Raw genomic sequence first — 20,796 nt, forward strand, 5'->3', positions numbered from 1 at the left:
CATAGGTATGACTCTCTTTATCAGCCAAGTAATCTCTTTTTTGGCACTGCTGGACTTTCGATGAAAGGAAATACTGTGTGCGCCGTAGGCGTGAAGAACGGTACAAGCTGGGTGCTGCTGGGGCAGCGGCAGTGAGCCGTTACGCTTTAGATGGCGTATGTTAAATAGGGTCATTCCGATCATCACTTCGTTGTTGTTGCTTGCAGGAGTCATGGACTCCTGCAAGCACGATTCCCCAACGTCATCCAAAACGTGTGACACATGCTGTGATACTTGCCACCACGATACCACGTCACATTCTAACGATACCACCTCGCACAATTTCACGTGGACTGAGTTCACAAACGTGAACGGCGAGAGCAATATGACCGGGTGCTGGGTCTTTGGGCCGAATGACATATACGCGATCAATGGTGACCTTCATCGGTTCGACGGAGCCGCCTGGACTCGTATCATTGTGCATGACACGAAGGGCCTAAGCTATGAATACGGACTGAGTGGCTGTTCCATTCTTGGATTCAGCGACAATGACATGTGGTTTATTGATGGAGGTCTAGCATTACACTACATCGGCAACGCCACGGTCGTTCGATACAACACCTATGCGGTTGCTCCAGTCGCAGCTCATTCCGCTTGGGGAACGTCCTCAACCGATCTCTTTGTCGTTGGCGATTCGGGCACCATCCTTCACTTCAACGGCACGACCTGGACGAAGATGAGTTCGCCGACGAAGAAGAATCTACAAGAGATCTCTGGAACGTCGGACAAGAGTATCTGGGCCTGCGGCTACAACAGTTCAACCGGCGGTTCAGTATTACTGCACTACGATGGTTCGTCGTGGAGTATCGACCCGCTCTCGAATAAACCTGTTTCTGCAACCGGTGGATTTTTGTCCGTTTGGACTGCCGATAGTGGGAATGGGCATACCGTCTCAGCAACCAGCGGCTCGATTGTTTATCGAAAAACAGATGATGGCGCCTGGCGAAATACTGATAGTGGCAAGGTTCCGAATTATGCTCTTGGCGGCTATGTCGGTCTGGGCCTAAGAGGGAATGGCTCCAACGATCTTTTCGCCGTCGGCCCGTGGGGTCTTGTCATTCACTGGAATGGCAAGTCGTGGTATCGTTACGATCAATACTTCCAGCCTAACAATAGCTCTTATATTACGGGTGGTGCCTCGGTTCACGGCAACACTGCTTGCGTCGTGGGCGTGAAGAACGGGACAAGCTGGGTGCTGGTGGGGCAACGGCAGTGAGCGGGCATCAGAGCGCCTTGACACATTTTATTAGAATTCATCGAAAAATTGCGATGCCGCAGGTGTCGAACCTTGTTATATAGGGTGAATGGGTGTCTCTTCTTTCAATGACGAATTACGAATTCCGTATGCTTTCGGCATGTTTGCGAAACGAAAACCGTGGCTATCTAAGAGACACCGCGACCGCTTCATGAAAAACAAACAAAAAGAATAATCATAATTATTTGCGCTGTCTGAGAGCCCACGCCTACTGCGCTTCGCCCCGCAGGAAATCCTCGATGCCACGGACGTGGGCCTCGGCGAGTTCATTCAGGAAATTCGGATCGCGGAGAGCTTGCTCCTGATCGGGGAACATGAGGTAGAGCGATTCGGTCAGCACGCAGGGCATCCAGGTCGGGCGGCAAATGGCAAGGCTCTTCTGCATCGCGCCAAGATTCGGAATGCCCGTCACCTCGGCAATCTCGCGATCGAGTGCCCATGCCAACCCAGCCGATTGGGGATGATAATAGAATGTTGACGTCCCGTAGTTCAGGAAAGGATTCGTCCCATCGGGGAAAGCATTGTTGTGGACGCTGATCATCAGATCGACATCCTCGCTCACAGCAAGCGCAGCACGCGCATCCAGCTCTTCGACTTGATTGACGTCGCTGACCATCCCGCTGAGTGTCGAGTGGGTCATCAGGACTTGCGCACCCTTCTTTGTGAGCAAATCGTGCAGTCGCGTTGCCTCCGCAAGATTCGCTTCGCGCTCGGTGAGTCCCGTTGGACCAATTGCGCCGCCCGGCGGATGTCCGGGATCGATCATGATGCGAAGCCCGCGCAATGGATTGTACCGGTCAAGTTCGGGTGGCCGGCGCAACCGCAGCACGAGCGAGCCATCATCGAGATAGAACGCTTTGTAACCCCATACCGGCTTTGCGGTCTGGACATCAAAGCCCGCATTGGTGCCGGTTGTCGAACTGGTCACGGCGAGAATTGCCGGATCGACTTCGGTAAAGATTTGCGATTGGCCTTCGGGCTTGCGATAGATGGTGACGCGAAGATGATTGCCTTCGGGCCCATGCGACTCGTTTATCAAAAATGGCGCATGCCCGGCCGGCATGACAATATCGATCCATCCATCGGTGGGACGTATGGCCATCATGCCCGCCGAAGTGGGAGCAGTGGCATGCAGATCGAGATTGGTATCGGCGACCCAAGCCGTCTCGCGCTCGGAGCCAAGTTCCAGCTTGTAGTACTTGCCCATCTTGCCGAGCACACGGAGCGCGGTGCCGCGCGGGAAAAACCACCGGCGATTGCCATCCGGCTCCGGCGCGCCAGGCGCGACATCGCTGCCAGTCTGGAGTGTATCGCTGCCCCGCACGACCCGCGCCCATACCGGACTTGGATATGCGTCGTAAGCGGTCTTCGCATGCTCCTCCAAACCCGCCGGAGCAGCTTTGGCAGGACTGTAGCCCAGGTCGAGCGATTGCCGGTCACTACCGCGCTCGGCAACCAGATGATACTGTCCATCATGTGGCATCGGCAGAAACGCGAGGAACGCGCCGTTCCTGGCAAGCGGCACCTCGACGCCATTGATCGCAAGTGTTGCATTGCCATTGCCCACAGTACCGAAGATGAAATTTGAGTCAACCGCCGGACGCACCTGTCCACTCGCGGGATACGCCACGCTGAGATGCAACGGCGCCTCCGGTGCTGGAGCGGGTGGCTGCGGGAGCTTCGTGGCAGTCGGTGGCGGTGGAATGGGGGAAGGCCGAGTGGTCGTCGTCTTGCGGGAGGGCGCGCAGCCAATCAAAAATAGGAAATATGAAGCATGAAATATGAAGAGGGCACGAATGGCAATGCGCGATGCGCTGGATCGACGGTCCTTATCATATTTCATACTTCGTGTTTCAAATTTGTGTCAGAATCCCGTCGTCTTATCGATCATGCCGCGCGCTTTGGCGAGCCGCTCAATGGTTTGGTAGAAAAAGTACGCGAACGTGGCACTAAGGATACCACTCACCAGCAAGATCATCGCGAGCGTTGCGTTCGAATACGATGCCAGTATCGGACTGATCGCGCCCGAGCCATTATCCATCTGCAAGATGCCACCGGTCAGTGCGCGGCGCATGCCTTCGAGCCAGTACGTGACCGGCATGGCAAGGCTCAGCTTGCGCAACACCGAGGGCAGAATATCCGGCGGGAAATAAACCGAGCAAACGAGCAGCAACATTCCAGCAAGGATCTCGCCGATGAACTCGCCATTGCGCGGTACAAGCAGGGCGAGCCCCGCAATGATGATGCCGAACGAAATCAGCACGATCATGCCAAGCGGGAAATACACGGCGAGCCATGCCCACTGCACGCTCCCAAAGCTCAAATGCAGACCAAGCAAAAGCGACCCAACGACGAGCAGGAAGAGGCAGGTCATGATGCCGATCAGCATTCTCGCCGTGGCGCGGCCGATCAGATACCAGTAGAGGCTGATCGGCGCGGTGTAAATGTATTTCAAGGTGCGGTAATGCTCGCGGTCTTCCAGGATTGTCCAGGACATATTCGCGATCGCCTGCATCGCGATGAGGTAGAGGGCGTTCGAAATGTATATATAATCGAAGAACCCGCCGCGTTGCGGTCCCGCGATAACGACATACATCAGGAGCAGCACGAGTGCTGTCGAAATCGGTCGCATCACCGCATAGATAAAGAAGACCAGCGGATCGGCCCAATTGCTCTCGACCTTCCAACCAAGCCAAGCAGCGACGCGATACGTCCGCCAGCGAGCATCTATCGTGGAGGAATTGGAGCCAAGAGATGTAAGAGACGTCTCGCTCATTGCCACCTCAAAGAGAGCGTTGCTTCAACGCGAGCCTTGTATTCCAGCCGTTGAAGTGCCACATATGCCAGAACAAGAAACATCACCCCGAGTCCAACGAGTATGAGTAGTTCGGTGCCAGGCGAGAACACACCGGGAATGTTGCTCGGTAGCAGGAGTTGCCGCATCGCATCGAGTCCAAAGCTGATTGGAAGCAGCGCGGAAACAAAGGCGATGATGCCCGGCACCGAGGAGAAGAGCTTGGAAAGCGGGAAGTTCATTCCAGTCAGAAAAAACGCAGGCTCATGGAATGCGAGCGCGAGGTGCCACGCTTCACGACCCCAATGGATAAAAAGCGAGCTGAGCGTCATGCCGAGTCCGTAGAGTGCGACAAGCGTTACGGCAAAGATCAGGAAGACCATCGGCAACTCCGCGGTCGAAAGCTGGACCTGGAACAGGAGCAAGCCCGCCGCCAGCGTAACAATTGCTCGCGATGAAGCCATGATGATGCCGCCATAACTCATGCCGACCAGTACGGCCATAAGTGGAGCAGGGGAGAGAACATAGAGTTGCAGCATGCCCTCCTTCTTCTCCCAGTGCAACTGCATCGCCATTGCCCAGACGACGTTCAGCCAGTATGCGGAGATGACCGCGCCCAGAATCACGAAGCCAACATAAGCCTGCGGAGCATGCAACGAGCGGTAGAGATAGACGAATGCCGTTGTGCTGATGATCGGCACCATCACTTCGAGGAATACCCACGAGGGCTCGCGCTTCATGCCCCAGATGCGTGGGGCCGCACGCGCACGGGCCGTTCGGAGAAACAGAACGAGTGGGCTGACCTTCGTCATTCTGCCACCTCCTCTTTCAGGCTCCGTCCGACGAGCTTCACGAATACATCTTCGAGCGTCGGTTCGTGTTTTGCCAGAGTGACGAGTCGCCCGCCAGTTGCGGCGAGCACACCAACGATTGCCGGCAATGCGGATTCTTCCTCCAAAATAAAATTCAGGGTATGGTGCGATAATTCAGGTGCGAAGGACTCGGTCAGCCGGACGACGCCGCGCGAGGCGCGCATTTCGGCGATGCCACTGGCATCGAGTCCGCCGGCAGTGATCTCGAAGATCGGCTGCCGCTGCAACATCCGCTTGAGGCTCTGCGGCGAGTCGCACGCGATGATTCTGCCATGATCGATAATCGCAATTCGGTCGCACAGTTCGTCGGCTTCTGCCATGTAGTGCGTGGTGAGCAGAACCGTCCGGTCGGGGTGCTCCCGCATCCACTCGCGCGTGAAGGATCGCGTGATACGAGCGATATTCACGTCGAGACCGAGTGTCGGCTCATCGAGGAAGAGCACGTTCGGCTCCGTGATAAATCCGCGGCAGAAATTCATTCGTTGCCGTTCGCCGGTCGAAAGTCCCGAAACGCGCGTATCGCACATGTGGCTGAGTTCAAGTTTCTCGAGCAGCGCATCGGCGCGCCTGTAGGCCTCTTTCGTCGGTACGCCATAGAACTGACTGAACATCCAGAGGTTCTCTCGGACCGTGAGTAGTCCATAGCCACTCGTCTCGCCGCCGGAGACCATGTTAATCCGTTCGCGGACCTGCTTGGCCTGCTGCACGACATCGAAGCCTTCGACGAGAGCCGTTCCGGAGGTTGGCGTGAGCAACGTGGTCAGTACTTTGATGAGCGTGGTTTTTCCCGCGCCGTTCGGACCGAGCAAGCCAAAGAGTTCGCCCTTCGGGACTTCGAGTGTTACTCCATCCAACGCAATGAGTTCGCGCGCCGATTCCTCGCTCGCAGCCTTCCGCTTTGGCGATTTCTTTTGGTAAATGCGACCGACCTGGTCTGTCTTGATTGCAAGAGGCGTGGCATTCATAGACCTGCAATTTACGTTGTAATCGGAACCTACCCGCTGGATTTGGCATAAGGTCAGCGAATGGCTCACACGCACGATACGGGCACCGGCATCAACCGCAACTTCAAGATTGCGCTCGCGCTGAACGTGGCAATCGTTGCGCTCCAGGCGACGTATGGCTTCCTCAGCCATTCGGTTGCGCTCATTGCGGACGCCGGACACAACCTGACGGACGTATTGAGTCTCGTCTTCGCACTGGGTGCGAATATGCTTGCCGCCCGGCCGCCAACCAAGATGCGGACCTACGGCTACCGCCGCACAACGATCCTCGCGGCGCTCCTGAATGCGGTGCTATTGCTGGTGACGACTGGCGCCATCCTTTACGGTGCGATTGAGAGATTGCGCGACCCGGTCCCCGTCGATGGTGGGATCGTCTCGATTGTCGCGGGCATCAGCATCGTACTGAATGGGCTTTCAGCGATTCTCTTTGCCCGCGGGCGTCATGACCTGAATGTTCGTGCCGCTTTCCTCCACATGGCGGGCGATGCTGGCGTTTCCGCGGGAGTTGTCGTTGCGGGACTGGTGATTGTTTGGACGGGTGCGCTCTGGGTCGATCCGATCATGAGCATGATCATTTCAGTTGTGATCCTGCTCGGAACCTGGAAGATTCTGCGCGAGTCGTTCAATCTTGCGGCGGATGCAGTGCCCGAACAGATCGATCCGGTGGTGATCGAAGCCTATCTCCGAAGCGTCGAAGGCGTCCGCGATATTCACGATCTGCACATCTGGGGGATGAGCACAACCCATGTTGTGCTCACCGCGCATCTCGTCATCCCCGAACGCACGGTGGAGGATTCACTCCTCTTCGATATTTCACACGAGTTGCAAGACCGATATGGTATCGATCATGCAACGCTGCAGGTCGAGCGTGGCTCGCTCGCCTGCGAACTCGAAGCGAGCCACGTAATTTAACGCGTAATCCAAGATGCAATGCCAGTGCATGCTTCCCAAAAAATGAACTGGTAAGCACCGGTTAGCAGAATTGCCCTCACGCCAAAGAGAATCTTCTTCTTTGCCGGGATGCATAGTGTTTCGGGAAAGTGCATCCAAAAGAGATAGATCGCGTAGATCTGGCATGGCAACTGAACAGCCCATTCAAGAACAGGAGTGATCGCGACGGACATCCCGAGCCAAGCAGTGTCCCCGCAAATACATAGAGCTTCAGTGCACCAAGAGAATCATTTTGGCCAAGATTCCGGGTTGCCATACTCGGCGTTTTGATTCAGGATAATTGCCTTGGCGTTTGAAATGTGTATGGTGCTTTGTTGGTAGTATGCAATCCCACGACGAATGTTCGGGTACCAAGAATACTCAATTTAAAGCGAGTCACCCATGACGGCCTCGCATCCGATACAGCCTGCGCGCAACCGCAATTTGTCCGGCGTGCCACGCATCGTGCCGGACGGTCCCGCGCACAAGATCAGGGACCGTGCCGCCGTAATACAGCTTCTCGTCTAACTCCTCTTCTGAAAGCGTGGCGATGGTGTTTCGCAGTTCTGTTCGATCGTGCTGCAGGTTCGCAAGCGCTTCTTCGACGGAATTGCTCTCCGGTGGGTGTGGATCCTCAGGCTTGTTAGGGCGCTGGCGGATAATATCCGCGTAGTGCCGATAGCAATGCGGCAGATGGACTATGTACCAGAGCACTGTTCCGGCGGGAGGGTGACCATCTTCGAGCGGCTCCTCCGAATATGCCGGATGTTGATAGCGCGCTTCTTCTTCGGTCAGATGCTTGAGGACGCTCTGGAGCGATTCCCACTCACGGTCCCACGCCGCATCATAGGCGGTGAGTAGTTCAATTTTTCGAGTCATGTGAGAGCAAGACCAGATGCAGGAAATTGGTACGGAATCGATCGGTGTTGTAGTTTACGCATGAAGACCCGGAAAGAGCTACAGAACGAATACAAGCAGATGAAGCCCCGCATGGGGATATTTGCGATCAGGAATATCACGAGTGGGCGTATCTATGTCGCTCGCGCAACGAACCTGGATCTCATCTGGAATGCCGAACGATTCAAACTCGACTCTGGCGGTCATCCAAACCGAGAACTGCAACAAGATTGGAATGCTTGCGGGTCAGATAACTTCAATTTTGAAGTTCTTTACGAGTTGAAGCCTTCCGACGATCCGGCAGTCGACGCGCGAAGCGAGTTATTGGCACTCGAAGCATTGACGATCGAGGATCTTCAGCCATTCGGTGAGAAGGGTTACAACCGAAAGCCCGAGATCCGTTCAGCATAGCTCCGACGGACATTTCGTCCATTCAAGCAAACGGAAAAATGCCATTCAGCGTTAAGCGCACTCCTTAAGAAAGACTACATGGGAAGAGCCTTCGAATTTCGCAAAGCACGCAAGTTTAAGCGCTGGGACAAAATGTCCAAGGCGTTTACGAAAATTGGCCGAGAGATCGCGATCGCCGTCCGGTTGGGTGGACCCGATCCAGAAGGGAATTCACGTCTGCGCATGGCGATCACCAATGCCAAAGGTGTGAACATGCCGAAAGATCGAATTGAAGGAGCCATCAAGCGAGCTTCCTCCAAAGATCAGGAGGCTTTTCAGGAGGTGGTGTACGAAGGATATGGACCTTCGGGTGTTCCGATCATCGTCGAATGTGCGACGGATAATCCGACGCGGACTGTGGCAAACGTCCGAAGTGCATTTACTCGGTCGGGCGGTCAATTGGCTACGACTGGATCGTTGGATTTCATGTTCGAAAGAAAAGGTGTCTTTAAATTCCCGAAGGACGGCTTGGATCTTGATGAATTAGAACTGGAGCTCATCGACTTTGGAGTAGAAGATCTTAGTGTAGAGGAAGGCGAAGTAACGCTTATTACTTCCTTTGCGGACTTCGTCCAAATGCAACGGGCTCTCGAAGAGCGCAAAGTACCAGTCTCTAGCGCGGAACTTCAGCGCCTACCAACTGTCTTCAAAGAACTTCCCGAAGAGGCCGAAGAGGCAGTATTCGAGTTGATCGACAAGCTCGAAGAGGATGATGACGTGCAGTCGGTATATCATAACCTCAAGTAGGAATAACATACCCGGCGAAACGACGTGCATCCTGGTTGCACGTTTCAACCCTCGGCGCGTAGTTTCCTTTTCTCGAATACAGGGATTTGATCCTCTGGGGAAGGAGCCTTGCCGCTAAAAGTGCTGTTAGCCCAACTCATGAATCGACGAAGCAGCCTTTTTCTCTTATTTGCAGGTCTTTTGTCAAGTTTCACGCCCGACCTTGTGCTGGGTCAAGTGGATCTTCTTGCTGGCAAGCACGCAGCAATCGGCAAATCTGCCGATAAGTTGTTTGCGCCAACGCGGGTGTCCGAGCGCCAACTCTTCTCATTTGACATCGCGCGTACGGTAAAGCTGATGGATGCAACCCCGGATGCATCGCACTGGTATGTCGTCGATGACTTCGCCCACTGGCAGCAGATCACGATTGATAGCCAACGGGTAGAGCATCCATTCCATGAAATCCCCAAAAGTGGGATTCGGCTGAGTCCAAAAGGGGATTACGTTATTTGGACGGGCTTGATGCGCGGTTTTACGCATCTGGGCTTCGATTCCACAACGGTGTATCTCTACAAAGACATGGCGCCCATTGGGCACTACGTCGCAGATTTTCCCGCGATTGAATTCTCACGCAGTGGCGATCGATGGGCAGTGCTGCTCCCCTATGCGTATGAGATGCAGACCGGCGACCGCGATTTTGTGATCGTCGATGGACTGCTCGCGCATAAAGGTGAGGTGTATCCGCACCAGTTCTCATTCTCGCATGATGAAAAACATTGGGCGTATCGTGCTACCGATGGACTCATCGAGAAGTTGATCACAGATAAATCTGACACAAGTATTTTTCTTTACAAGCGAGCGCCAGTCATGAACGGTCAGACTTGGGATGCTAGCATTTGGCGATTCACGCCGGATGTAATCTCGCCCCATGGTTTCCTCGAAGGGCGTGATTACGATTTTGGTTTCGCACACGTCGCGAAAGAGTATCATACAGCATATTCCTCGCTCGCGGCGGATACGGCGCGTCGCTTCATCAATTTCAACGATAAGAACCAAGGTCTATATCGCTGGATTGCCGACGTCCATATTGATGATTCTGGCAATCACATTGCGTATTTCGCGGCCAATCCTGCAGTGAAGCGGGTAAGCGACAGCGTCAACGATCGCACTGCTGTCCTGGTGTATGATGGTAATGTCTTCGCAGGGCCGCTTCCGGGAGCAGGCAGAATTTTTCTAAGCCCGAGCGGCAAGCATATTGCCTATACCACAAGTGCGGCCGGTTCTACCTTTTTTATCGATGGAAAGCTCATTGCGCGGACCAGTGAAATCATGGATTGCATCTGGTCGCCGGACGAATCTCACGTCGCATTCACCGGGATCGGGGAGCATGGCAAAGCCTTTGTTGTCGCAGGCGGGAAACGGTCGCCCCTCTACGAGCGTATCGGACGTATCGGATTCACCGCAGATGGCCGCGCAATTCAATATGTCGGAATTCGCACGAACAAGCTCTTAAAGGTTCGCCAGGCGTTCTAAACAATGTCGATATTTCTGTCAGCGGGCAGTCGCCGAAGGCCTGGGAAGAAGCCGGTCTTTGGTAGAAGTTGCCTGGTCGCTCCTTCATTGTTCCTTGCATTGATATCGATCAGCATTGCACACGTTCTGCTCGCAACGACGATCTTGGCGCAGGTTCATATCCACACGAAGATCACGCGGTATGTGCCGCCTCGCCCTGCATTTGCGGGCCTTCACGTCGGGCTTTCGAAAGATTCGGCTTTCATGCTGATGTCGCGCATTTCGACACGACGGGACACACTGCACGTGGACTCCATAATACTTTTGGAATCGGATTCGGTACAAATCCTGGGCTTGCCTGCCTATGTTGAGTTGCAGTTACTGCATGGTAGTGTTCGCACGGTGGTCATCAACTGGCATCCGCTTGCTGGCGAACGGTACACGAATCTTCGCGATAATCTGAGTGCGACACTTGAGCGCGCTTTTGGTCGTGGTGTTGTTCTTACGAATGGATCACTCACATATCACCGCTGGGAGACTGAAGATGGTACGAGCGAAGTCTCGCACTCGGATAAATACATGCGCATCTTCCTGAGGCTTGGGAAGCCAAGGGAATAACGCGGTGCTGCAGAACGCTCCTTTCTCCGAATCCTTTGCGGAGCCATCGGGTGTTTAATCGGCAAGGAGAATAGCTTGAACGTATTAGTAACCGGAGGAGCAGGCTTCATTGGATCGCACATCGCCGATGCGTTTGTCGAGCGCGGTGATGATGTTGTGGTGCTCGATAATTTGTCGGCAGGATCGTTGAACAATATTAATCCCCGCGCGCATTTTGTGCAAGGAGACATTACCGATGCCCAACTTGTCCGGCGGCTCTTCCGCGAGCATCGGTTCGAGATCGTGAATCATCACGCCGCGCAGCTCGATGTCCGCAAAAGCGTTGCCGATCCCGTCTTTGATTGCACCCAAAACATCATTGGGACACTGAATCTGCTCGAAGCCGCGCGCATCGAGGGCGGAGTAAAGCGATTTATGCAGGCTTCCACGGGCGGTGCCGTCTACGGCGAGCAGGACTATTTTCCGGCGGACGAGCAGCATCCGACGCGGCCAATCTCGCAGTACGGTGTCGCCAAGCGGAGTATCGAATTGTATCTTGGCTGCTATCAAGCACTTTATGGGATTGAATACGTCGCATTTCGTTATACGAATGTCTATGGCCCGCGCCAGAGCCCAAATGGCGAGGCCGGCGTTGTTGCGATCTTTACCGAGAAGCTTCTGAGCGGTGAGGAGGCGATCATCAATGGAGATGGCTCGCAGACGCGGGACTACGTCTTTGTGGGTGATGTGGTGCGTGCGCACATGTTGGCGTTAGATCAACTCCGAGGATCGGACATCCTCAACGTTTCCACTGCCACGGAAACCGATGTAAATCAGGTGTACGCCAACCTCTCCGAACTGACGACGGGTGGCCGGGCGAAGCCGCAACATGGTCCTGCAAAAGCAGGGGAACAGCAACGGAGTGTTTGCTCGTATGAGCACGCTCATGCAGTCCTCGGCTGGGAGCCGCAAGTGAGTTTGCTCGACGGGCTTCGAGAGACCGTAGCGTTTTTCGAGCGTAAGCACGTCACTAAATGACAAATGATCTTTCCCGTGTCGTCGCGCAGAATCCTTTGGAAATGCAAATGATTTCTCTTCGTTCGATTGCACTCGTCATTTATCATTTGTCATTCGTCGTTCTTATCGCGAGTTGCGCTTCGCAGCAACCGCCGCCCGGCGGACCTGCGGATACTACGCGACCGAAAATCGACACGACAATGCCGCACAATCGTCAGTTGAACGTGCCTCGGGATACGCGAATCTATTTCCGGTTTGATCGCGATGTCGATCGCGCTTCGTTCGCACAGGCATTCTCGATTCAGCCATATCTGACCGGTCAGGTAACATACCATTGGTCGGGGCATGATGAGGTCACGGTTAAACTTCCAGAGAAGCTCCGCGACTCCACAACTTACACAGTGCAACTCTCACGCGACCTGAAGTCGCAGCGAGGAAATAATCTGGCATTCCCGATACGGATCACTTTCTCCACGGGTCCTTTTATTGACACAGGTACACTTTCAGGTTTTTTACTCAATCCGATCTCCGGCCCATCGCCGAAGGCAAGTGAGGTATTCATATTTTCCTATGATATATCCACGCGCAATGCCGACACGCTTAATGTGTCTCACACCATGCCGGATCTTTTGACGCAGCCGAACGATCAGGGTATCTGGCAACTGCTGTCCATGAAGGTCGGCCATCGCTATCGTGTCTTTGCAGTAGAAGATGTCTATCGCAATCATTTATATGACGCGGGGGTAGATGCATTTGGAGTACCGACAGGGGATGCTATTCTCGATAGTGTGGCAAAAGGGAAGTTCTATATTCGCATGGCGCCCGCAAGTGACACCATCCGGCCGGAACTGCTGGATGCTGAGGCCCTCGATTCCTTTCACATTCGCGCTCATTTTTCGGAGGCAATTGATAGCAATGACGTAATAGCCTCAAACTTCACGCTGAATGGCAAACCACTTGCAGCGGCATATCGTGAGAGTCCCGACAAGAAGCCCGGACAAATTACATTGCTGACAACTTCACCGCTTGCGGTGAATCAGGACGATAGTGTGGCAGTCAGGAAAGGAAGCATTCACGATCTTTCCCATAACCCGATCAGCGACTCGGCATACACGGTGGACTTTACAACCCCTTCGTCTCTCCGGGTGATGCATCCACCAACATTCATTTCTATTGGCATTCGTGATAGTGCGGTCGATCAATCCACGATGCCGGTAATTCCAATTATCTTTAGCGATGTCGTTCGCCGGGATTCAATCGAGAGTGCGATTGCGCTTCTTGATAGCGGTAAGCACGCAATGCGCGCAAGGCTTCACTGGCTCGATGATTCACGAGTCTTGATATCCCCAACCGATAGTCTGCTTCCGAACCTACTCTACATGATCACACTCCGCACGCGTGGTATTCTGAGTCCGATTGCAGCCATTTCAGGACCGGTACGGGATACACTTTTTCGATGGCGATTTCGAACTATTCGAACGGGCGATCTCGCAAAACTCTCCGGTAAGATCGCGATTGAGGATTCGTTCTTCACTCAGAATCCCGCAGGCGCTCTCATCGTGCAGGCAATCAATACCAGTTCAAACGAATTGCGGCAGATTGCGCTGAAGCATGGTGAGCTTGAGTTTGTCTTTGAAGGCATGCGCGAAGCGACCTATCGGGTGCGCGCATTCTTCTCGCGCACCGGCGATCCGATATATGACGCCGGTTCGGTGCTGCCGTGGCGCTTCGGAGTCCCGACTGGTGATTATCCGCAGCTTGTCTCAGCACGAATGCGTTGGACCACAAAAAACATTGATTTTGAAGTGCGGTGAAGAGTCTTAAGCGTGCCCTAGGCTTGTATGCCACGACCGCCCTGGTCATTGGGTCCGTCGTTGGTTCGGGTATTTTTTCGTCGCCATCACAGATGGCGCGCGATCTTCCAAGCGCGCCGTATCTGATGGGAGTTTGGGTGCTCGCCGGCGTGCTCACGCTCTTCGGCGCTTTCACGCAGTGCGAGTTGGTCGGTCAAATGCCGAAGACCGGTGGGCTCTACGAGTACTTCCGCGAAGTCTATGGCGAAGGGCTCGGCTTCCTTTATGGTTGGGCAAACCTGATGATAGCCGGTTCCGGCGCTATTGCCGCCATCAGCTTCTTCTTTGCGCAGTATTTTGAGAACTTCATTGCACTGCCTCACTTCACGCATGCGCTCACTTCGCTTGGCCTCTCGGAAACGACTCCCTGGAACATCCCATTGCTCGGTGCTATTTATCCGTATCAATTCCTTGGACGTAAGATCGTTGCCGCCGGGCTCGTCGTGTTCCTGACTGCGCTCAACGTGCGCGGTGTCAAGTTGGGAGGGACGCTACAAAGCATCTCGACCACTGCGAAGCTGCTTGCGATCCTCGCCATCGTCGTAGTTGCTTTCATGGCAGGAGGTCACGTCGGCAGTACCAGCCACTGGAGTTCGGCTACGTCAACGCTCTCCGGATGGACACTTTTTGGCGCTGTCGCTCTGGCGATGTCGGGAGCGTTCTGGTCCTACGACGGATGGGGAAACGCGGCTTATATTGCCGACGAAGTGCGCGAGCCGAAACGGACCATTCCAAAGGCGATCATTCTCGGTACGCTCACATTTATCACCGTGTATTTCGTGGTGAATCTGGCGTACTTCTATATCCTTTCGGTCGAAGGCGTGGCGAACGCGCCTGGTGATCGTGTGGCCTCCCAAATGATGTTTGCCGTTGTCGGTGCCAGTGGGGCAGGAGTGATCGCACTGCTCATGATGCTCTCAGCGTTTGATACCACGAACTCCAGCGTCCTGACCAATGCGCGCGTCTATTATGCGATGGCCCGCAATCAGTTATTTTATCGGCCGGCGGCGACGGTCCATCCAAAATTCCAGACGCCGCACGTTGCGCTGATTTTGCAAGGTGTATGGTCTATCGTGTTGCTTGTAACCGGTTCATTCGATCTCATTACGAGCATGTACGTCTTTGTCAATTGGGTGCTTTATGTGCTGATGGCTGTGGCCGTCTTTGTGTTGCGAGCGCGCTCGGCCAAGATGGCCGAGCCACGCGATAGGCCATTCTCGGTCCCTGGCTATCCTTATGTTCCGGCAATCTTCATCCTGTTTGCGAGCGCGTATGTAATCATTACGCTTGTGTCCGATATCCAGGCTTACAATGCGGGCACGCAGCCGCTCATCCATAGCGTAACGGGACTCGTGCTTGTACTGACGGGGTTGCCATTTTATTTCTTCTGGCGCACGAAGCGGCGTGCTCTCAACTCTGAACGTGATTCGCGCTCGGGTTCTTGAGCAAGATGGGCGAATGGCGCCGTACCCCCGGAGCTGTTTATGCTCCAATAGGGCCCATCGGGAACAGGAGAGAAATACTAATCACATAATGCAATTTGGGTTGTATCTAAAAGATAAAGCTCTCGGGAACGGGCAAGCCTTCGCAATTGCTGAAAGAAGTCAAAAATGCAACCAATAGACCTCCTTGCAATAGCCGCGCACCCCGATGACGCTGAAATCGGCTGTGGCGGCACATTGCTCCTCGCGAAGCGCGACGGTAAACGGACCGGCATCGTCGATCTCACCCGTGGCGAGTTATCGACTCGCGGAACACTCGAATCGCGCGCGAAAGAGACGGAAGCCGCTTCGAGAGTTCTTGGTCTTGATTATCGGAAGAATCTTGGGATGCCCGATGGCAATATCGAGCTTTCGCGGGACAACGTTGCCACGCTCGTAGCTGAGATTCGCAAAACGCGGCCAACGATTGTGCTTGCACCGCCGCCAAAGGAGCGGCATCCAGACCACGAAGCCGCGAGCGAACTCGCGCACCGTGCGTGTTTTTATTCCGGACTGGCAAAGTATCCTGTGGATGGCGAACCGCATCGACCTCTGCTTGTATTGAATTACATCCAGACGTATTCGCTCGAGCCGCGGATCATTGTCGATGTATCGGAGGTGTTTGAGGACCGCATGCGAGCCATCGAGGCATACGGCACACAGTTTGGCGGCAAAGATGCAAAACCCGTTGACCAAAGCCTTGTGCCAGAACCGGAGACATTCTTGTCTCAAGGTGGATTTGTTGATTGGCTGCGCGCGCGGAGTGGGGCCTGGGGACTGATGATCGGGGCAAAATATGGAGAAGCATTCTCATCGCCCGAACCGCTTGGCACCAAGGACCTGTTCAATCTGGTAACGAAAACGATTGCGTAGTCTTCTTTTAATTGTAGTTCTCGCCATGCTGGCTGCCGGCTGCTCGTCACCAGTCGAGCGGAAGCCGTTTACGTGTCCTCCTCCTCCTGAGCCACTTTGCGCGCCAGGCAAGTTCGATAAGATGCTGCTTGACACGATGTTCCATGGCCTGGGGCATATTCAATCGCATATCACCGAGCTCCCTTCACCGATCAATAGTCAGGCGCATGACTATTCCATTGCATTTGTGCCTTCACCGAATGGAATGGTTGCGATCGTTACCAGCGACCGTTCGGATGCTGCGCGCGATGCTGTCGTAACCCGAGTACAGCGCCTCTTTGCTTCACGTTTCATCAATACCACTCACTTCGGTGAGCTTCGACCGGTTCAAACCGGCTCGTTTTCGGCCCCGATCGGTGCAGGTGTTTATTCGAAGGCCGACGGCCTGTTCTATTTCTCCGCCAAGGCCGCGAACGGCGATCCGGACGATTACGATCTTTTTACTGGCAAGCTTGAATTCAGCGGCGAAGATGTCGAATTGAGAGAGATTCAGCCGATTCCATCGTTGAATTCTGTGAGTCATTTCGAGAGCCAGCCTGCACTAAGTCCCGATGGACTGAATATTTATTTTGTGAGCGACCGACCCGGCGGCAGTGGTGGAACGGATATCTGGCACGCATCGCGACGCTCGAGTTCGTCTCAGGAATGGTCACCTCCACAGCCACTGGCGCCGCCTATTAATTCGGAGTGCGACGAAATGTCACCATATATTTCGCCCGACGACCCGAACACGCTTTACTTTGCCTCGAACGGCCACGAGACTGTTGGAGGATATGATCTCTTTAAGTCCGAGATCAAACGAGGAGTGTTTTCGGATCCACAAAATCTTGGGAAACCGATTAACTCTGCCTGTGATGAGACATTCCCGGTCCAACTGAATGATACCGCATTGTTTTGGTCTTCGAATGTGCCAAGCAATCAAGCCGGATTCAACTTGTTCGCGATCACACGTACCACTCTCGCTGGCCCGGTTGTAAAAGGTCACATTACAGAGGCGCCTAAGCCTGAGATAGGGCGTCTGAAAATTGACACGATGGCAGCACCGCGCGGACCTGTCAGTCTTGAAGTCCACGTGACCCGTGGAGCAGATTACAGACCAGCCGTTGGTTCGGACGTCTTCATTAAACGGGATTCTGGCACGCTGTTCCGCGGCGCCGTGCCCGCGAACGGCGCGATCCTCTTCAAAGTGCTTCCCAATCAGGAATATGATGCCGGAGCAGAATCCGAAGAAGCATTCTTCGATGTGAAGCATGTCGATTTACGCGGCTTGCACGATACGACCGTTCGAGTCGATCTGCACCTGCCGGATACGCTTGTCCTCCGAATCAATTTTCCCTTCGATGATTATCAGCACCCGTATGAATTCGTGATCGATGAGAACGGACAGCCATCGAATATGACCTGGCGGCAGGCGCTCGATCTGACCGCCCATGCTGCATTGCGCTCGCAGGAGCGGCTGAAGGAACTGCTATTGATTGGTCACACCGATTCGCTTGGTACCGATTCCTATAACGATCGTCTTGGGCTTCGGCGCGCAACTTTTATTGCCGATGAATTGCAGGCGCGTGGCGTGCCAAAGCGGCTGCTCCAGGTTGCATCGAAGGGGCGGGTACAGCCGGTCGCAACGCGCCCCGGTGAGGACGATGAGCTGTTCCGTTTGCGATCGCGACGGGTCGAATTTATCAAGGTATTCAAATGAGTCAAGTGAGGATCCGATTGCGAGGAGTTCTGGTCGCCGCGTGTATCGCGGGGATCTCGCTTGCGCTTTCCGGCTGCTCGCTTACAAAGTGGATTACTCGTACCGAAACGGATACCTACACGATCACCGACCGCGACACCACAGTCGTGGAGTCGATGCGCAACGTCCCAGGAACGACATCCGATAGCAGTCATGTCGCAGTAAGCTCGCGTAATGTCGAGGTCTTTGCCCATGCAAACTCCTTCGACTCCGTTGCCAAACGCGACTACCCGAATTTCCTGCGACTCGGACTTATCGAGGTGGCGGCGCTCTACAGTTCGGGTCGGAGCAACAGTGCATCGGGCCTGCTGGGTGCGTACGCTGCTGCGGATGAGGACCAATCCCGCTACCCACTCTGGCGAAGTGAATTGGTACGAATCGCGCCGGTTGAGGTCCGGCTGCGGTGGTTCAATGATGCACCCAACTGGACACTTGGCTGGAGTGCATTCGAGCACTGGGCGATGGGGGATACTCTGAGCCACAGTTTTGTGAGTATTGCCGGAGCCAATTACTACGTCCGTCGTCGGTTTTATCTTCGCGATCAAATTCCATACGTCATCTTCAATCCGTATCTCGGCGTCAGTGCCTTCCCGAGCGCGTATGTCAATCTGGGAGCAGAGTTTCATGTGGGCTCGCTGGGTGGACTGAACCTTCGAGCATACGCCGGCGTCATCAGCGGATTTCTTTGGGCCGATCCAACATGGGGCGGGACCTATCCCTACGCTGGTCTTGGCGTGAGTGCACTTGATTTTACCAATCGGGTCGAAGAAACCGAACGGGAATGGAAGTACTATACCCGATCAACCATCGGCGCTACGATCGTGGATGGATCGACGAACTTCTCGACCTGGGTTCAGGGCCGGTTTGCAACTGTGCAATTTCCGCTGCCGATGGGGAATTACCATGCCTGGGTCGGTACCTCGCTTGTGGAGTACATGGACTTTATCACCAAATCGGCTGGTGCGACGACCGACGCCGAAGGGGTTGGCATTTTGCCTATCAGCGTAGGCTATCGGCAGTATCTTGGATCGGAAAATTATATGGTCGAACCATTCCTCGAAGGTAGTTACTACCCATCGAGTTATTTCAATTTAGGAGCTCGACTAAAGATCATTGCATCGAGTGGAATTAGCTTTGGTGGAGTCGCTGGGTATGCAAGTGGATCGCCGGGCAATTTTGCGCCACAGGAGCAGAATTTTAGTAACGTCTACTGGGGATTGTCCCTGAGTCTCGGCGATTGGAATTACTCGCCGGAAAAAATTCGCGAGTTACGAGCGATCGAAATACCATCGACGATGAAATGAGAGTACGCGCACTGAACCGGATGATGGAATCTGCACGGCCATTGGCCGCGCTGGCCTGCGCATCCTTGTTGTTCTCGGCTTGCGCCATCACAAGAACTGAGACCGACTATTGGACGATCACCGACCGCGATACGACATCGCATATCATTGAGCGTCTCGACACAGGAGCATTTGGAAATAACGGTGTGATCTTTCCTTCGGCGCGCACGACGGACATTAATCGCCATACGGTCCAACATGATTCTACGTACGATCGCAAGTACCCGAATTTTCTGAGAGCCGGCGGGTTGGAGACTGCGGGTTTGATTGGATCGTCATCCAGCAACGGACTGGGCTTCGGGATGTTCGGACTTTATTCGATGTTTTCCACAGATCAATTCTTCCAGGCGCACAAGAGCAATAGCCTTTTTAAGGGTGAGTTGTTGCGGCTTTCACCTATGGAATATTGGCTTCGGTGGTTTGGCGACGCTCCAGACTGGACAATTGGATGGACGCCAGTGGAGTTCCTTGCCGGTGATGAAAAGACTTCCAACCAATTCATCAGTGCCGCAGCAAATCTCTACTTGCGGCATCGGACTTATCTTAGAAGTCAAATCCCTTATCTAATTCTTTCGCCGTTCGTTGGCGTCAGTGCCCTGCCGTCGGCCTATATCAATGCAGGTGCCGAGCTCACGCTTGGATCCTATGGAGGATTGAGTGCACGGCTCTATGCGGGCCTCGCTGGCGGAATTGCCTGGTGGATACCCACGACCTCGAATCCAAGTCCGGCGCCCGTGAGTGTATTTCCGTACATTGGGGTTGGAATGAGCATCATGGATTTCATCAATAAACCCGATGAAACCGAGCGTGAGTGGAAATCCATGATTCACTCAGCTATCAATATCAATATCTTTGAAGTTACGCTCACAAAGAACCAGCTCAGTGGATTAGATTCCAGTTTCTTTAATGACAATATCCCATTCCAGGGATTGCAAGTTAGACTTGCCAATGTGCAATTTCCTCTGCCGATTTTGAACGATCATTTTTGGGCTGGTACTTCGCTTCTAAGCTGGGTCGCACTTGGCTTTAGTGGACAAGGTCTCGGCGTGTTGCCGTTAGAAATAGGGTACCGCCAGTATCTATTCGGCGCTGAGGATCTGGTGCTGGAGCCATTCTTTGAGTGGAGCTATTATCCATCAAGCTTTATCAATGTTGGCGCTCGTCTAAAACTAGACACCTATTCGACGGAGAACATTGGGATTACGTTTGGATATGCCACTGGCACCCCGGGAGCCTTGGTTCCATCCTCACTCAATTCGACGTACGTTCAGAATGCTCTAGCATTCGGCTCAACTTACATCGGCGTCTCCATATATTTGGGTGATTGGAATAAGTCGCCGGAGACGATCCGGGCTTTGCATGCAACTGCGCAATAA

Annotated in this window: 19 protein-coding genes; 13 read left to right on the forward strand and 6 right to left on the reverse strand. The window is 54.0% G+C overall.

Going from position 1 to position 20,796, the window contains the following annotated elements; genetic code table 11:
- Nucleotides 1-157 precede the first annotated feature (157 nt).
- Nucleotides 158-1,255: a hypothetical protein gene (locus Q8902_15150; GenBank protein ID MDP4200896.1), complete on the forward strand. Its 1,098-nt coding sequence runs from the start codon at nt 158-160 to the stop codon at nt 1,253-1,255.
- A gap of 247 nt (nt 1,256-1,502) precedes the next feature.
- Here the strand turns inward: Q8902_15150 and Q8902_15155 are convergent, their stop codons facing one another.
- From Q8902_15155 to Q8902_15170, 4 genes are read right to left on the reverse strand one after another with little or no spacing between them, the layout of a single operon-like run.
- Nucleotides 1,503-3,137 (reverse strand): N-acetylmuramoyl-L-alanine amidase, encoded by a 1,635-nt coding sequence (locus Q8902_15155; GenBank protein ID MDP4200897.1) that lies wholly within the window; start codon nt 3,135-3,137, stop codon nt 1,503-1,505.
- 21 nt (nt 3,138-3,158) lie between these two features.
- Complete coding sequence (locus Q8902_15160) at nt 3,159-4,070, reverse strand: ABC transporter permease (protein ID MDP4200898.1); 912 nt, start codon at nt 4,068-4,070, stop codon at nt 3,159-3,161.
- Nucleotides 4,067-4,900 carry an ABC transporter permease gene (locus Q8902_15165; GenBank protein ID MDP4200899.1) on the reverse strand — a complete coding sequence of 278 codons (834 nt, stop codon included), beginning with the start codon at nt 4,898-4,900 and terminating at the stop codon, nt 4,067-4,069. The genes Q8902_15160 and Q8902_15165 overlap by 4 nt, the downstream gene beginning before the upstream one ends.
- The gene (locus tag Q8902_15170) at nt 4,897-5,925 is read right to left on the reverse strand and encodes an ATP-binding cassette domain-containing protein (protein ID MDP4200900.1); all 1,029 of its coding nucleotides are present in this window, start codon (nt 5,923-5,925) and stop codon (nt 4,897-4,899) included. The genes Q8902_15165 and Q8902_15170 overlap by 4 nt, the downstream gene beginning before the upstream one ends.
- A 60-nt stretch (nt 5,926-5,985) precedes the next feature.
- On the opposite strand from Q8902_15170, the gene Q8902_15175 reads away from it, so the two are divergent.
- Complete coding sequence (locus Q8902_15175) at nt 5,986-6,876, forward strand: cation diffusion facilitator family transporter (GenBank protein ID MDP4200901.1); 891 nt, start codon at nt 5,986-5,988, stop codon at nt 6,874-6,876.
- Here the strand turns inward: Q8902_15175 and Q8902_15180 are convergent.
- Entirely contained in the window at nt 6,873-7,088 is a 216-nt protein-coding gene (locus tag Q8902_15180; GenBank protein MDP4200902.1) for a hypothetical protein, read from the reverse strand. The two genes, Q8902_15175 and Q8902_15180, sit on opposite strands and share 4 nt — an antisense overlap.
- Before the next feature lie 202 nt (nt 7,089-7,290).
- Nucleotides 7,291-7,773: a DinB family protein gene (locus Q8902_15185; protein ID MDP4200903.1), complete on the reverse strand. Its 483-nt coding sequence runs from the start codon at nt 7,771-7,773 to the stop codon at nt 7,291-7,293.
- A gap of 60 nt (nt 7,774-7,833) precedes the next feature.
- Here Q8902_15185 and Q8902_15190 point away from each other — a divergent pair, with 60 nt between their 5' ends.
- From Q8902_15190 to Q8902_15240, 11 genes are all read left to right on the forward strand, one after another.
- Nucleotides 7,834-8,202 (forward strand): GIY-YIG nuclease family protein, encoded by a 369-nt coding sequence (locus Q8902_15190; protein ID MDP4200904.1) that lies wholly within the window; start codon nt 7,834-7,836, stop codon nt 8,200-8,202.
- A 78-nt stretch (nt 8,203-8,280) separates the two neighbouring features.
- Nucleotides 8,281-8,988, forward strand: a complete 708-nt coding sequence (locus tag Q8902_15195; GenBank protein MDP4200905.1) for a YebC/PmpR family DNA-binding transcriptional regulator — start codon at nt 8,281-8,283, stop codon at nt 8,986-8,988.
- Between the two features lie 138 nt (nt 8,989-9,126).
- Entirely contained in the window at nt 9,127-10,500 is a 1,374-nt protein-coding gene (locus tag Q8902_15200; GenBank protein ID MDP4200906.1) for a hypothetical protein, read from the forward strand.
- Between the two features lie 99 nt (nt 10,501-10,599).
- On the forward strand, nt 10,600-11,097 hold the full coding sequence (locus tag Q8902_15205) for a hypothetical protein (protein MDP4200907.1): 498 nt from the start codon (nt 10,600-10,602) through the stop codon (nt 11,095-11,097).
- 75 nt (nt 11,098-11,172) lie between these two features.
- Nucleotides 11,173-12,114 (forward strand): SDR family NAD(P)-dependent oxidoreductase, encoded by a 942-nt coding sequence (locus Q8902_15210; GenBank protein ID MDP4200908.1) that lies wholly within the window; start codon nt 11,173-11,175, stop codon nt 12,112-12,114.
- Nucleotides 12,111-13,907 carry an Ig-like domain-containing protein gene (locus Q8902_15215; protein MDP4200909.1) on the forward strand — a complete coding sequence of 599 codons (1,797 nt, stop codon included), beginning with the start codon at nt 12,111-12,113 and terminating at the stop codon, nt 13,905-13,907. The genes Q8902_15210 and Q8902_15215 overlap by 4 nt, the downstream gene beginning before the upstream one ends.
- Nucleotides 13,904-15,391, forward strand: coding sequence for an amino acid permease (locus Q8902_15220; protein MDP4200910.1), 1,488 nt, complete (start codon nt 13,904-13,906; stop codon nt 15,389-15,391). The genes Q8902_15215 and Q8902_15220 overlap by 4 nt, the downstream gene beginning before the upstream one ends.
- A 165-nt stretch (nt 15,392-15,556) precedes the next feature.
- Entirely contained in the window at nt 15,557-16,300 is a 744-nt protein-coding gene (gene bshB1 / locus Q8902_15225; GenBank protein MDP4200911.1) for a bacillithiol biosynthesis deacetylase BshB1, read from the forward strand.
- Nucleotides 16,293-18,038, forward strand: coding sequence for an OmpA family protein (locus Q8902_15230; protein ID MDP4200912.1), 1,746 nt, complete (start codon nt 16,293-16,295; stop codon nt 18,036-18,038). Before bshB1 ends, Q8902_15230 begins: the two co-directional genes overlap by 8 nt.
- A complete protein-coding gene (locus Q8902_15235) occupies nt 18,035-19,381 on the forward strand; it encodes a hypothetical protein (GenBank protein MDP4200913.1) in 1,347 nt (448 codons plus the stop codon). Before Q8902_15230 ends, Q8902_15235 begins: the two co-directional genes overlap by 4 nt.
- Entirely contained in the window at nt 19,378-20,796 is a 1,419-nt protein-coding gene (locus tag Q8902_15240) for a hypothetical protein (GenBank protein MDP4200914.1), read from the forward strand. The genes Q8902_15235 and Q8902_15240 overlap by 4 nt, the downstream gene beginning before the upstream one ends.

The organism is Bacteroidota bacterium, from assembly GCA_030706745.1.
GTDB lineage: Bacteria > Bacteroidota > Ignavibacteria > Palsa-1295 > Palsa-1295 > PALSA-1295.